Raw genomic sequence first — 13,038 nt, 5'->3', positions numbered from 1 at the left:
GTCGGCGACTCGGCCGCGGTCGGGGCGAGCGTCGTGAACTAGGCTTCGTGGTCGTGTCACAGATCTCCCGAGACGAGGTTGCCCACCTGGCGCGGCTGGCTCGGCTCGCCCTGACAGACAGCGAGCTCGACAGCTTCGCCGGTCAGCTCGACGCCATCCTCGGCCATGTCAGCAAGATCCGGGCCGTCGATGTCACCGGCGTCGATGCCACCGACAATCCGCTCAAGGACGTCAACGTGTTTCGTCCCGATGACGTCGCGCCGGGCCTGGGCCAGCAGGAGGCGCTTGCGGAGGCGCCCCGCCCCGAGGAAGGCCGGTTCGCGGTGCCACGGATTCTGGGGGAACCCGAATGAGCGATCTGATCAGGTTCGACGGAGCCGAGTTGGGTGCCAAGATCGCCGCCAAAGAGGTGTCGTCGACAGAGGTGACGCAGGCCTGTCTCGACCAGATCGCCGCCACCGACGACCGCTTCCACGCATTTCTGCACGTCGCCGCCGAGCGGGCACTGGACGCCGCGGCCGCCGTCGACAAGGCAGTCGCCGCCGGTGAGAGGCCGGCCTCGCCGTTGGCCGGGGTTCCGCTGGCGCTCAAAGACGTCTTCACCACCACCGATATGCCGACCACGTGCGGATCGAAGATCCTCGAAGGCTGGACGTCGCCGTATGACGCCACCGTCACCGCACGGTTGCGCGCCGCGGGCATCCCGATCCTGGGCAAGACCAACATGGACGAGTTCGCGATGGGGTCGTCGACCGAGAACTCGGCCTACGGTCCCACCCGCAACCCGTGGGATGTCGACCGGGTGGCCGGCGGCTCCGGCGGGGGCAGCGCAGCGGCGCTGGCCGCGTTCCAGGCCCCGCTGGCCATCGGGTCGGACACCGGAGGTTCGATCCGCCAGCCCGCGGCACTCACCGCGACGGTCGGCGTGAAGCCGACATACGGCACGGTGTCCCGCTACGGCCTGATCGCATGCGCGTCGTCGCTGGACCAGGGCGGACCGTGCGCCCGCACCGTGCTCGACACCGCGATGCTGCACGCGGTGATCGCCGGTCACGACCCACGCGATTCGACGTCGGTCGACGCGCCGGTGCCCGACGTGGTCGCCGCCGCGCGGGCGGGCGCGGCCGGGGATCTGACCGGCGTGCGCGTCGGCGTGGTCAAGCAGCTGCGCAGCGGGGAGGGCTACCAGCCGGGGGTGCAGGCGTCGTTCACCGCCGCGGTCGAGCAACTGACCGCACTCGGTGCCGAGGTCACCGAAGTCGATTGCCCGCACTTCGACTATTCGCTGGCCGCCTACTACCTGATCCTGCCGTCGGAGGTGTCGTCGAACCTGGCCAAGTTCGACGGCATGCGGTACGGCCTGCGCGCCGGTGACGACGGCACCCGCAGCGCCGAGGAGGTGATGGCCCTCACCCGCGCCGCCGGATTCGGTCCGGAAGTCAAGCGGCGCATCATGATCGGCACCTACGCGCTGTCGGCCGGCTATTACGACGCCTACTACAACCAGGCCCAGAAGGTGCGCACGCTGATCGCGCGCGATCTGCAGACGGCCTACGAGAGCGTGGACGTGCTGGTGTCGCCGGCAACCCCCACCACCGCGTTCCGTCTCGGGGAGAAAGTCGACGACCCGCTGTCGATGTATCTGTTCGACCTGTGCACGCTGCCGTTGAACCTGGCCGGGCACTGCGGAATGTCGGTGCCGTCGGGCCTCAGCGAGGACGACGGGCTGCCCGTGGGCCTGCAGATCATGGCGCCGGCGCTGGCCGACGACCGGCTCTACCGCGTGGGCGCCGCCTACGAGGCCGCGCGCGGTCCGCTGCCGAGCGCACTCTGACAGGGGAGGATGGGACGCATGCGTATCGGAGTACTGACCGGTGGCGGTGACTGTCCCGGCCTCAACGCGGTGATCCGCGCCGTGGTGCGGACCTGCGACGTGCGGTACGGCTCGTCGGTGGTGGGGTTCCAGGACGGCTGGCGCGGCCTGCTGGAGAACCGTCGCATCCAGCTGCGCAACGACGACCGCAACGACCGGTTGCTGGCCAAGGGCGGAACCATGCTGGGCACCGCGCGGGTCAACCCCGACATACTGCGCGCCGGCCTGGACCAGATCAAGCAGACCCTCGAGGACAACGGCATCGACGTGTTGATCCCGATCGGTGGCGAGGGCACCTTGACCGCCGCGCACTGGCTCTCCGAGGAGAACGTGCCCGTGGTCGGGGTGCCCAAGACGATCGACAACGACATCGATTGCACCGACGTGACTTTCGGCCACGACACCGCGCTGACCGTCGCGACCGAGGCCATCGACCGGCTGCACAGCACCGCGGAGTCGCACCAACGGGTGATGCTCGTGGAGGTGATGGGACGCCACGCCGGCTGGATCGCGCTGAACGCCGGTCTGGCCTCGGGCGCGCACATGACGCTGATCCCCGAGCAGCCGTTCGACGTCGAGGAAGTGTGCCGCCTGGTCAAGGAGCGGTTCGTGCGCGGTGACTCCCACTTCATCTGCGTGGTCGCCGAAGGGGCCAAACCGGCCGAGGGGTCGATGCAGCTGCGCCAGGGCGGCATCGACGAGTTCGGGCACGAACGGTTCACCGGGGTCGCCCAGCAGCTGGCGATGGAAGTCGAGAAGCGGATCAACAAAGACGTCCGGGTGACCGTCCTGGGCCACGTGCAGCGCGGGGGTACCCCGACGGCCTACGACCGGGTGCTGGCCACCAGGTTCGGGGTCAACGCCGCCGACGCCGCGCACGCCGGCGAGTACGGAATGATGGTGTCGCTGCGTGGCCAGGACATCGGCCGGGTGCCGCTCGCGGATGCCGTGCGGGAGCTCAAGCTGGTGCCGCAGAGCCGTTACGACGACGCCGCCGAATTCTTCGGCTGAGCCCGCCCGGCCGGCGTCACGATGTGTACTCGAGGTAGGTCGCCATTCCGGCCTCGAGGTGATACTCGTTGTGGCAGTGCGAGATCCACTTTCCGGGGTTGTCGGTGTCGAAATCCACCTCGACGGTCGCCTCCGGCGGTACCAGCACCGTGTCCTTGCGTGCCCGCGGGCCGTCGGCGCCGACCACCTCGAAGGTGTGTCCGTGTAGGTGCATCGGGTGGAACATCATCGACTCGCTGACGAAGCGGAGGCGGACGCGTTCGCCGGGCCGCACCGGCAGCCCCGGGCCGGCGGGGTCGTAGACCTCGCCGTTGATCAGCCACCGGTAGCCCTCGACGGGCCCTGACAACCGCAGGTCCACGGTCCGGTCCGGCGCCTTTGCGGGCAGGGTGACCGCCTCGGTGGGGGTCAGCGTCGCGGTGTTCAACGGCACCTGTCGGGACAGCGTCGAGGCGAATGCCTGAACATCGGTCGCGTCGCCGGCCAGGGGCGCGCCGCCGACTTGCAGGTTCAGCTGGGCATATCCGTCTTTTCCGTAGGGCGCCGCGACGACGGGCACCGACGTGTCACCCAGTGTGACGATCGCGTCGGCGCGTTCGCCCATGCCGAGCAGCACCGAGTCGACCTGCCGGGGCATCACGGGGAAGCCGTCGGTGTGGGTCACCCGCAGGGGGACGCCGGGAATCCCGACCCGGAAGGCCGAGTCACCCCCGGCGTTGATGATGCGCAGTCGCACTCGTTGCCCGGACCGGTACCCGGCGACGACGGGATCGGCGGGCACGCGTCCGTTGATGAGGAAGTGGGGGTAGGTCACGTCGCCGCCGTCTGCGCCCAGCGGCGCCACCGGTGTGACGCCGGGGCCGCCGGGCTCCATCGGTTTCATCCCGGTGCGTTGCAGCGTCCGGAGCACCTCGTCGGGGTTGGTTCCCGTGCCGTCGAGCCAGTCGTCGACGATGAGGGTCAGCTCGTCGTCGTAATCGGCACCGTCGGCGGGGTCCTCGATGATCACCGGTGCATACAGGCCGCGGTCGAGTTGGGAGCCGTAATGCGGATGTGCCCAGTAGGTGCCGGCATCGGGTACGGAGAACTCGTAGCGAAACGATCCGCCGGGTTCGACGGGTTGCTGGGTCAGGACGGGCACGCCGTCCATCGCGTTCGGCACCGCCAGTCCGTGCCAGTGCACGGTGGACGGCTCGGGCAGGTTGTTGGTCAGGGTGATCTGTAGCGTCTGACCGCGGGTGAGCCGGATCTCCTCGGCGGGCAGTCGGCCGTTCCACACCCAGGTGGGCACGACGACGCCCCCGCCGAGGTCCACCTCGGACTGGGCGGCGGTCAAGACGGGGCCCTGTGCGGGGCCGGTGGAGCGGGAGCACGCGGAGACTGCGGCACTTCCGGCCAGGGTGGCGAGGGCGCCGGCGCGGAGGAACGTGCGCCGATCCAACGCCATGGCAGGATTCAATCACGAATAGGATTCCGGTATGACCGTTGCGGCAAACGCTGACCTGCTGGACTACGACGAGGTGGTCGCCGAATTCGAGCCCGTGATGGGCATGGAGGTCCACGTCGAGCTCTCCACGGCCACCAAGATGTTCTGCGGGTGCGCCAACCGGTTCGGAGCCGAGCCCAACACCCAGGTGTGCCCGGTCTGTCTGGGCCTGCCCGGCTCGTTGCCGGTGCTCAACCAGGCTGCCGTCGAGTCGGCGATCAGGATCGGGCTCGCGCTGAACTGCGAGATCGCCTCCTGGTGCCGATTCGCCAGGAAGAACTACTTCTATCCCGATCAGCCGAAGAACTACCAGATCTCCCAGTACGACGAGCCGATCGCGTTCGACGGTTATCTCGACGTCCCGCTCGACGACGGCACCACCTGGCGGGTGGAGATCGAGCGGGCCCACATGGAGGAAGACACCGGCAAGCTGACCCACCTGGGCAGTGACACCGGACGCATCGCCGGTGCGACCACCTCGCTGGCCGATTACAACCGGGCGGGCGTGCCCCTCATCGAGATCGTCACCAAGCCGATCGAAGGCACTGGCGAGCGCGCTCCGGAGATCGCCCGCGCGTACGTCACCGCGCTACGGGATCTGTTGCGCGCGTTGGACGTCTCCGACGTGCGGATGGATCAGGGCTCCATGCGCTGTGACTCCAATGTGTCGCTGCGCCCCATCGGCCGGGCCGAGTTCGGCACCCGCACCGAGACCAAGAACGTCAACTCGCTCAAGAGCGTCGAGGTGGCCGTCCGCTACGAGATGCGCCGCCAGGCCGCGATTCTGAAGTCCGGCGGTCAGGTGGTGCAAGAGACGCGCCACTTCCACGAGGACGGGCACACCTCCCCGGGCCGGAGCAAGGAGGAAGCGCAGGACTACCGCTACTTCCCCGAGCCCGACCTCGAGCCGGTGGCCCCCGGTCGGGAACTCGTCGAACGGCTGCGGGGGACCATCCCGGAGCTTCCCTGGCTGTCGCGCAAGCGCATTCAGCAGGAGTGGGGGATCTCCGACGAGGTGATGCGCGACCTGGTCAACATCGGAGCGCTCGACCTGATCGCCGCGACGGTCGAGCACGGTGCCTCCAGCGACGCCGCGCGCGCCTGGTGGGGAAACTTCCTGGTGCAGAAGGCCAACGAAGAGGGTGTGGCGGTATCCGACCTGCCCATCACGCCGGCGCAGGTGGCCGCGGTGGTCGGGCTCGTCGACGACGGCAAACTCTCCAACAAGCTGGCCCGGCAGGTCGTCGAAGGGGTGCTGGCCGGGGAGGGTGAGCCGGAGCAGGTGATGGCCGACCGCGGTCTGGCCGTGGTCCGCGACGACTCGCTGATCCAGGCCGCCGTCGACGATGCGCTGGCCGCCAACCCCGACGTCGTCGAGAAGATCCGCGGCGGCAAGGTGGCGGCCGCCGGGGCGATCGTCGGTGCGGTGATGAAGGCGACCAAGGGACAGGCCGACGCGGCCCGGGTACGCGAGCTGGTGATGGCCGCCTGCGGCCAGGGGTGACCCGCTCCGCCGGCACACCAGTGTGATGTCGGTCGTACCGCGCGAGGCCCGTCGTCCCGACGCCGCATCCCCGCCGCGCCCCGAATGCGGTTCATCGCCAACGCATTTCGACTATGTGCCGCCCACGTGAACCGCGGGCGTCACCGACCGGGGTGCATCCTTGCCCTAGCCGATCGGCTAGCTGAGCGCCTTGCCGATCGGCTAGGGTGGCCGTGACTCGTCAGCCAGGGAGGACCTCCACGATGCGCGTGCCGCCGCTGCCAGCCGACCAGTGGGACGATGAGAAAGTCCAAGCCGTCATCCGCACGGCCTGTGCACCCGACCGGCGCGAGCCGGGCGAGTCCGGCAACGCGATCGCCACCCTGGTCCAGCATCCCGACCTGGCGGGCGCCTATCTGCCGTTCTCGGCTTATCTGCTGACCGAGTCGACGCTGCCCCCGGCGTTGCGCGAGTTGGCGATCCTGCGGCTGGCGCACCGCGCCGACTGCGCCTACGAGTGGACCCACCATGTGCCGATGGGCCGAGCGGTCGGACTCACCGACGCCGACATCGACGCCGCGCGCGGCGCCGACGCCGCCACTGACCTGCATCGCCTGATCATCGCCGCTGTGGACCAATTGTTCGATCGCACAACGATCTCCGAGCAGACGTGGCAGGCGCTGACCGGGTTCCTCGAGCGTCGGGCGCTGATGGACCTGGTGTTCACCGTCGGCGGCTACCTCGCCCTGGCCATGGGCCTCAACAGCTTCGGGGTGCAGCCGGAGAGCGCGCAGTGGCGCGAAGACGCCCACCAGGCCCGACCGGCCGCCGAGCCCGGCCCCGCCTAGGTCTTCTCCTCGTTGGTCCGCGGGAACCCGCCGCCCTGCGGGAACAGGGGGAAAACCACGTCGTCGAGAGGTTGCGCATCCCCGGCGGTCTTGTTGATGGTCGCGCCCCACACATTGCCGTCCGGTGAGACCTCCAGCGCCCACGCGTGGCCGCGCTGGTCCTGGCGCACCACTTCTGGTTCGCCCGTCACCGCGCCGGTGTCCGGCGACAACCGCACCGCGACGGTCTGCTGGCTGTTGACCAGGTTCACCAACACGGTGCCGTCCGAGGCGGCGCACCCCGCGACCCCGGGCCGGTCCGGCCACGTCCACACCGTCGACACCTTCGAATCCTTGGTGATGCGCTGCAGGCGATCAGCCGTCGGCGTGCGGTCGGTGACGTAGAGCGACTCGTCGGAGGGGTCCTTGCACAGGCCGCCGGCCGCGCCGAGGCCCGACAACGCCGTGGTGAGCGGCGCCTGGTTCACCGTCGTCGGCTGCTCGATACGCAGTAGTTTGCCCGCCGTCGACCCCGGATCCGCGGCCTGCCCGGGGTCGCCGGCGTCGCCGGTCTGCACCAGCAGCGTGGTCGGGCTGGTGAAGATCAGCGAACCGGCGTTACCGGTCGGCCCCTTCGGGATGCCCGTCAGAATCGGCTTGGGCACGTCGCCGTCGGCGATGCGGATCACCCGGTTGTCGGTCGGGGTGCTGACGTAGGCGTACATCAGCCGGTCCTGGGCGTAGGTCGGCGACAGCACGATGTCCCACAGCCCGCCGTCACCGCTGCCGTCGACCGGGAGGACGGTCTTGACTTTCGGTTCGGCGCGAACCGAGATCTCCTTCACCGCCCCGGTGGTGCGTTCGGCGACCAGCGCCGACTGGCTGTCCGGCAGCATGATCAGCCCGCTGGTGCTCTCCAGGCAGCCCTGCATCACGCCCGGGGCCGGGCATTCCTTGGGGAACGGGACGGCCGGCAGCGGCGGGGGCGGGGGAGGCGACGACGTCGGTCCGGGCGCCAACTCGGGTTCGGTGGTGAAGGGCTGCGACTGCGCGGAATCAAAGCGTGCGCACCCGGCGCCGGCAAGCACGGCGGCGCACAACAGGACGGCGAATGCCCGCAACGGCCGGCGCTGACTCATGGCAGCCAGATTACGGATCGCTGAGCACGGCCCGCCACGCGCGCCCACCGGGAACGGCCTCGCGACCTGCGGGGCGGCCGGAAAACACGTGCTCAACGCGCCGGGCGATTTCCCGGCCCCGCGTCGAACTGCCCTTACCCTGGCAGTCGTGACCAGTCCTCACGATTCCGGACTCTGGCAGCGGCCCGACGACGCCGGCGGCCGTCCCGCGTCGGCCCGCCTGGTCGACCCTGAAGACGATCTGTCGTCGCACTATGGCGGCGACTTCGAGACCACCGCCATCCCGCGCTACGACGTGGCCAAGCCGGCCGACGCCCAGCCGTTCAGCCTGACCGGCGACCCGGATCCGCTGCCCTACGTGCAGCCGGGGGCCGGCCTGGGGGCCGGTGCCTACGGCACCCCGGCGACGCCGACCGAAGTGGCCGTCGACGAGTCCCGCCACGACGGCGATCGTCGGGGCACGCAGAACCTGGGCCTGCTGCTGCTGCGCGTCGCGGTCGGCGTGCTGCTGGTCGGCCACGGCCTGCAGAAGATGTTCGGGTGGTGGGGCGGTGAAGGCCTCAGCGGTTTTCGCGAGTATCTGACCGACGTCGGATTCCGCCACGCCGACATCCTCAGCTACGTCGCTGCCGGCGGTCAGATACTCGCCGGTGTCCTGCTGATCGTCGGCCTGTTCACCCCGGTGGCGGCCGCCGGCGCGCTGGCCTACCTGGTGACCGCGATTCTCGCCGAGGCGATGGACGCACACAACGAGGCCCGCTTGTCGTCGTTCTTGACCGACGGCCACGAGTACGAGGTGCTGTTGCTGCTCGTGGTCGCAGCGATGGTGCTGCTGGGACCGGGCCGCTACAGCATGGACCGGGGCCGCGGATGGGCGCGGCGCCCCTTCATCGGCTCCTTCGCCGCCCTGGTGCTCGGGATCGGGGCGGGCATCGGGATCTGGGTGCTGCTCAACGGCGCCAACCCGCTGGGCTGATCGTCACCGGACGGTCACTCGTAGGGGTTGGGCACCCGCCCGCCGGAGGCCAGGGTCAGTGACGGCAGCGTGTTGAACGTCACCGCCGGCAGCATGACTTCCGTGCCGTCGCGCAGCCGGGCCATCGCCCACACCTTCTTGCCGAAGCGCAACCCGTCGATGTCGTCCCACCGAATCCGCCGACTGCTCCACAGGCCGCGTGCGGTGACGCCCTCGCGGTCGGCGACGGTCCGGTACCGCACGATCGCCACTGACAGCAGGACCGGGATCACCAGCAGCAGCACCCCCCACGACGGCGTGGCCAGCACCACCGACAACAGGGCGAACGCCAGCAGCAGCACCGCCACATGGGCCATCTGGGAGATTTTGATGACGATCGGGGCATCCACCGACGGTTCAGCCATGAGGCCATCATCGCACCGGACGGATCGGTGCCCGCCGCGGTGCGGCCGGCCGGAGAGCCAGATTTGACCGCAGGCCTGGTCGGGGGCTACCGTCGTCTGCTATGCAGACCCCGGGCATGCTCGTAGTAATTGGGTTGCGCGTTGATTCCGCGCTAGCCCCAAGTCGGGCATAGCACAACCGGATCGACGCGCAACCCTCGTACAGCCGCTGGGCTGACGGGGGTTTTTTCGTTGCCCAGCACCGTCAGGATTCGCACGAGCAGGCCATCTCCGGCCAGAAGGATCAAGAGGACATCGTGAGCGCACCCACGACACGACCCCCCGAACAGTCGGCGACCCCGGCCAACGGGACTCACACACCGGGCACCCACAAGGTGAATGCCGAGAGCGGCTCCGGTTCCGCAGGGCAGCCCAGAAAGGTTGCTCCGCAACAACTCACCGGCGCACAGGCGGTGGTCCGATCGCTGGAAGAACTCGGCGTCGACGTGATCTTCGGCATCCCCGGCGGGGCGGTGCTGCCGGTCTATGACCCGCTGTTCGACTCGCAACGGCTGCGGCACGTGCTGGTCCGCCACGAACAGGGTGGCGGCCACGCCGCCAGCGGCTACGCCCATGCCACGGGCCGGGTCGGGGTGTGCATGGCCACCTCGGGTCCGGGCGCGACGAACCTGGTGACACCGCTCGCCGATGCCTACATGGACTCGATCCCGGTGGTCGCGATCACCGGTCAGGTCGGTCGCGGGCTGATCGGCACCGACGCCTTCCAGGAAGCCGACATCTCCGGCATCACGATGCCGATCACCAAACACAACTTCCTGGTCCGCGACGGCGACGACATCGCGCGGGTGATCGCCGAGGCGTTCCACATCGCCGCCAGCGGCCGGCCCGGGCCGGTGCTGGTCGACATTCCCAAGGACGTGCTGCAGGGGGAGTGCACCTTCAGCTGGCCGCCGCAGTTCGAGCTGCCCGGCTACAAGCCCAACACCAAGCCGCACAACCGGCAGATCCGCGAGGCCGCGAAGCTCATCGCCGCCGCCCGCAAGCCGGTGCTCTATGTCGGCGGCGGTGTGATCCGCGGGGAAGCCTCCGAGCAACTGCTCGACCTGGCCGAACTGACCGGGATCCCGGTGGTCACCACGCTGATGGCGCGCGGCGCGTTCCCGGACAGCCATCCGCAGAACCTGGGGATGCCCGGCATGCACGGCACGGTCTCGGCGGTGGCCGCACTGCAGCGCAGCGACCTGCTGATCGCGCTGGGCACCCGCTTCGACGACCGGGTGACCGGCAAGCTCGATTCGTTCGCACCCGAGGCCAAGGTCATCCACGCCGACATCGACCCGGCCGAGATCGGCAAGAACCGGCATGCCGACGTCCCGATCGTGGGCGATGTGAAGGCCGTGATCACGGACCTGATCGAGGCCCTGCGCCGGGACGGCGCGATCGGGTCGATGCAGATCGACACCTGGTGGGAGTACCTGCGCGGCCTGCAGGAGACCTACCCGCTGAGCTACGGTCCGCAGAGTGACGGCAGCCTGAGCCCGGAGTACGTCATCGAGACGCTGGGCAAGATGGCCGGGTCCGATGCGATCTACGTCGCCGGCGTCGGACAGCATCAGATGTGGGCGGCCCAGTTCATCTCCTACGAGAAGCCCAAGACCTGGCTGAACTCGGGCGGATTGGGCACCATGGGCTTCGCCGTGCCCGCGGCCATGGGCGCGAAGATGGGCTGCCCGGACACCGAGGTGTGGGCCATCGACGGCGACGGCTGCTTCCAGATGACCAATCAGGAGCTGGCCACGTGCGCCATCGAGGGCGTGCCGATCAAGGTGGCGCTGATCAACAACGGCAACCTGGGCATGGTGCGCCAGTGGCAGACGCTGTTCTACGAACAGCGCTACAGCCAGACCGACCTTTCCACCCACAGCCGCCGTATCCCGGACTTCGTCAAACTCGCGGAGGCACTCGGTTGTGTCGGGTTGCGGTGCGAGCGTGCCGAAGACGTCGCCGACGTCATCAGCCAGGCCCGCGCGATCAATGACCGGCCGGTGGTGGTGGAGTTCATCGTTGGCGCCGACGCGCAGGTCTGGCCCATGGTGGCCGCCGGCACCAGCAACGACGAGATTCAAGCGGCACGAGGGATCAGGCCGCTGTTCGACGACCCGGAAGAGGGCCACGCATGAGCACCACCTCCGCCCCGCGGCGCACACACACGCTGTCGGTGCTCGTCGAGGACAAACCCGGCGTGCTCGCCCGGGTGGCTTCGCTGTTCTCCCGACGCGGCTACAACATCACCTCGCTGGCCGTCGGGGCCACCGAGCAGAAGGACCTGTCCCGGATGACGATCGTCGTCGATGTCGAGGAGTCACCGCTCGAGCAGATCACCAAGCAGCTCAATAAGCTCATCAACGTGATCAAGATCGTCGAGCAGGAGGACGACAACTCCGTCTCCCGCGAACTCGCGCTGATCAAGGTCCGCACCGACGCGGTGACCCGCGGACAGGTCATCGAAGCGGTGAACCTGTTCCGGGCCAAGGTCGTCGACGTGTCCAACGAGTCGCTGACCATCGAAGCCACCGGCACACCCGGCAAGCTCGAAGCTTTGCTCCGGGTGCTCGAGCCGTACGGTATCCGTGAGATCGTGCAGTCCGGTGTGGTGTCCCTCTCGCGCGGCCCGCGCGGAATCACCACCAAGTAACGCCGGGAGCGGGCGCTCCCGACAGCTGTGAACCACAAGACAAGAAAGAAGATTCACGAATATGGCAGTTGAGATGTTCTATGACGACGACGCGGACCTGTCGATCATCCAGGGCCGCAAGGTCGGCGTCATCGGCTACGGCAGCCAGGGCCACGCGCACTCGTTGAGCCTGCGCGACTCCGGCGTCCAGGTGAAGGTCGGTCTCAAGGAGGGCTCCAAGTCCCGCGACAAGGTCACCGAGCAGGGTCTGGAGGTCGACACCCCCGCCGAGGTCGCCAAGTGGGCCGACGTGATCATGCTGCTGGCACCCGATACCGCGCAGGCCGAGATCTTCGCCAACGACATCGAGCCCAACCTCGAAGACGGCAACGCGCTGTTCTTCGGTCACGGCCTGAACATCCACTTCAACCTGATCAAGCCGCCGGCCAACGTCACCATCGGCATGGTCGCGCCGAAGGGCCCCGGCCACCTGGTGCGCCGGCAGTTCGTCGACGGCAAGGGTGTGCCCTGCCTGATCGCCGTGGACCAGGATCCCAAGGGTGAGGGTCAGGCGCTGGCGCTGTCCTACGCCAAGGGCATCGGGGGCACGCGCGCGGGCGTCATCAAGACGACGTTCAAGGACGAGACCGAGACCGACCTGTTCGGTGAGCAGGCCGTGTTGTGCGGCGGCACCGAGGAACTGGTCAAGACCGGCTTCGACGTGATGGTGGAGGCCGGCTACGCGCCCGAACTCGCCTACTTCGAGGTACTGCACGAGCTGAAGCTGATCGTCGACCTGATGTACGAGGGCGGCATCGCGCGGATGAACTACTCGGTCTCCGACACCGCCGAATTCGGTGGTTACCTGTCGGGCCCGCGGGTGATCGACGCCGACACCAAGAAGCGGATGCAGCAGATCCTGTCCGAGATCCAGGACGGCACCTTCGTCAAGCGGCTGGTCGCCAACGTCGAGGGCGGCAACAAGGAACTCGAGGACCTGCGCAAGCGCAACGCCGAACACCCGATCGAGGTGACCGGAAAGAAGCTGCGCGATCTGATGAGCTGGGTGGACCGGCCGATCACCGAAACCGCGTAACCCGCTGCCGCGGAAGCGCATTCCCGGTCGTGATCGCCCCGCTGATCGCGACCGGGAATGCTATTCCGC

At 68.7% G+C, this 13,038-nt stretch carries 12 protein-coding genes; 9 read left to right on the top strand and 3 right to left on the bottom strand.

From position 1 onward, the window contains the following. Positions 1–53 precede the first annotated feature (53 nt). The 3 genes from gatC to G6N31_RS11890 are packed head-to-tail and all read left to right on the top strand — an operon-like array spanning position 54 to position 2,884. Positions 54–353, top strand: a complete 300-nt coding sequence (gatC, locus tag G6N31_RS11900; protein WP_098005109.1) for an Asp-tRNA(Asn)/Glu-tRNA(Gln) amidotransferase subunit GatC — start codon at positions 54–56, stop codon at positions 351–353. Continuing rightward, positions 350–1,834, top strand: a complete 1,485-nt coding sequence (gene gatA / locus G6N31_RS11895) for an Asp-tRNA(Asn)/Glu-tRNA(Gln) amidotransferase subunit GatA (protein ID WP_098005078.1) — start codon at positions 350–352, stop codon at positions 1,832–1,834. Before gatC ends, gatA begins: the two co-directional genes overlap by 4 nt. An 18-nt stretch (positions 1,835–1,852) precedes the next feature. Further along, entirely contained in the window at positions 1,853–2,884 is a 1,032-nt protein-coding gene (locus G6N31_RS11890) for an ATP-dependent 6-phosphofructokinase (protein WP_098005079.1), read from the top strand. Positions 2,885–2,900: 16 nt separating this feature from the next. On the opposite strand, the gene G6N31_RS11885 is transcribed toward G6N31_RS11890, so the two are convergent. Continuing rightward, positions 2,901–4,331 (bottom strand): multicopper oxidase family protein, encoded by a 1,431-nt coding sequence (locus G6N31_RS11885; protein ID WP_098005080.1) that lies wholly within the window; start codon positions 4,329–4,331, stop codon positions 2,901–2,903. Positions 4,332–4,362: 31 nt separating this feature from the next. Between G6N31_RS11885 and gatB the strand changes: the two genes are divergently transcribed. Beyond that, entirely contained in the window at positions 4,363–5,874 is a 1,512-nt protein-coding gene (gatB, locus tag G6N31_RS11880) for an Asp-tRNA(Asn)/Glu-tRNA(Gln) amidotransferase subunit GatB (RefSeq protein WP_098005081.1), read from the top strand. 242 nt (positions 5,875–6,116) lie between these two features. Continuing rightward, positions 6,117–6,701 carry a carboxymuconolactone decarboxylase family protein gene (locus tag G6N31_RS11875; RefSeq protein ID WP_098005082.1) on the top strand — a complete coding sequence of 195 codons (585 nt, stop codon included), beginning with the start codon at positions 6,117–6,119 and terminating at the stop codon, positions 6,699–6,701. On the opposite strand, the gene G6N31_RS11870 is transcribed toward G6N31_RS11875, so the two are convergent. Further along, entirely contained in the window at positions 6,698–7,819 is a 1,122-nt protein-coding gene (locus tag G6N31_RS11870) for a PQQ-dependent sugar dehydrogenase (protein ID WP_098005083.1), read from the bottom strand. The genes G6N31_RS11875 and G6N31_RS11870 overlap by 4 nt on opposite strands. A 148-nt stretch (positions 7,820–7,967) precedes the next feature. Between G6N31_RS11870 and G6N31_RS11865 the strand changes: the two genes are divergently transcribed. Further along, complete coding sequence (locus tag G6N31_RS11865; protein ID WP_234815437.1) at positions 7,968–8,795, top strand: DoxX family protein; 828 nt, start codon at positions 7,968–7,970, stop codon at positions 8,793–8,795. Positions 8,796–8,809: 14 nt separating this feature from the next. Here the strand turns inward: G6N31_RS11865 and G6N31_RS11860 are convergent, their stop codons facing one another. After that, positions 8,810–9,199, bottom strand: a complete 390-nt coding sequence (locus G6N31_RS11860; RefSeq protein ID WP_179964293.1) for a PH domain-containing protein — start codon at positions 9,197–9,199, stop codon at positions 8,810–8,812. A gap of 296 nt (positions 9,200–9,495) precedes the next feature. Here G6N31_RS11860 and G6N31_RS11855 point away from each other — a divergent pair, with 296 nt between their 5' ends. The 3 genes from G6N31_RS11855 to ilvC all read left to right on the top strand — a co-directional run bounded on the left by G6N31_RS11855 (position 9,496) and on the right by ilvC (position 12,969). Next, positions 9,496–11,379, top strand: coding sequence for an acetolactate synthase large subunit (locus G6N31_RS11855; RefSeq protein ID WP_098005085.1), 1,884 nt, complete (start codon positions 9,496–9,498; stop codon positions 11,377–11,379). Further along, complete coding sequence (gene ilvN / locus G6N31_RS11850; protein WP_098005086.1) at positions 11,376–11,894, top strand: acetolactate synthase small subunit; 519 nt, start codon at positions 11,376–11,378, stop codon at positions 11,892–11,894. The genes G6N31_RS11855 and ilvN overlap by 4 nt, the downstream gene beginning before the upstream one ends. Positions 11,895–11,955: 61 nt before the next feature. Continuing rightward, positions 11,956–12,969, top strand: a complete 1,014-nt coding sequence (ilvC, locus tag G6N31_RS11845; protein ID WP_098005087.1) for a ketol-acid reductoisomerase — start codon at positions 11,956–11,958, stop codon at positions 12,967–12,969. The last annotated feature ends 69 nt before the right edge of the window (positions 12,970–13,038 follow it).

The sequence above is a fragment of the Mycolicibacterium duvalii genome, assembly GCF_010726645.1.
Taxonomy (GTDB): domain Bacteria; phylum Actinomycetota; class Actinomycetes; order Mycobacteriales; family Mycobacteriaceae; genus Mycobacterium; species Mycobacterium duvalii.
This window is presented reverse-complemented; position numbering and strand designations above follow the sequence as displayed.

Coding starts and splice junctions, on each gene's coding strand:
- G6N31_RS11875 (WP_098005082.1), top strand. CDS start 6,117: ATGCGCGTGCCGCCGCTGCCAGCCGACCAGTGGGACGATGAGAAAGTC.
- G6N31_RS11860 (WP_179964293.1), bottom strand. CDS start 9,199: ATGGCTGAACCGTCGGTGGATGCCCCGATCGTCATCAAAATCTCCCAG.
- gatB (WP_098005081.1), top strand. CDS start 4,363: ATGACCGTTGCGGCAAACGCTGACCTGCTGGACTACGACGAGGTGGTC.
- gatA (WP_098005078.1), top strand. CDS start 350: ATGAGCGATCTGATCAGGTTCGACGGAGCCGAGTTGGGTGCCAAGATC.
- G6N31_RS11885 (WP_098005080.1), bottom strand. CDS start 4,331: ATGGCGTTGGATCGGCGCACGTTCCTCCGCGCCGGCGCCCTCGCCACC.
- ilvN (WP_098005086.1), top strand. CDS start 11,376: ATGAGCACCACCTCCGCCCCGCGGCGCACACACACGCTGTCGGTGCTC.
- G6N31_RS11870 (WP_098005083.1), bottom strand. CDS start 7,819: ATGAGTCAGCGCCGGCCGTTGCGGGCATTCGCCGTCCTGTTGTGCGCC.
- ilvC (WP_098005087.1), top strand. CDS start 11,956: ATGGCAGTTGAGATGTTCTATGACGACGACGCGGACCTGTCGATCATC.
- G6N31_RS11890 (WP_098005079.1), top strand. CDS start 1,853: ATGCGTATCGGAGTACTGACCGGTGGCGGTGACTGTCCCGGCCTCAAC.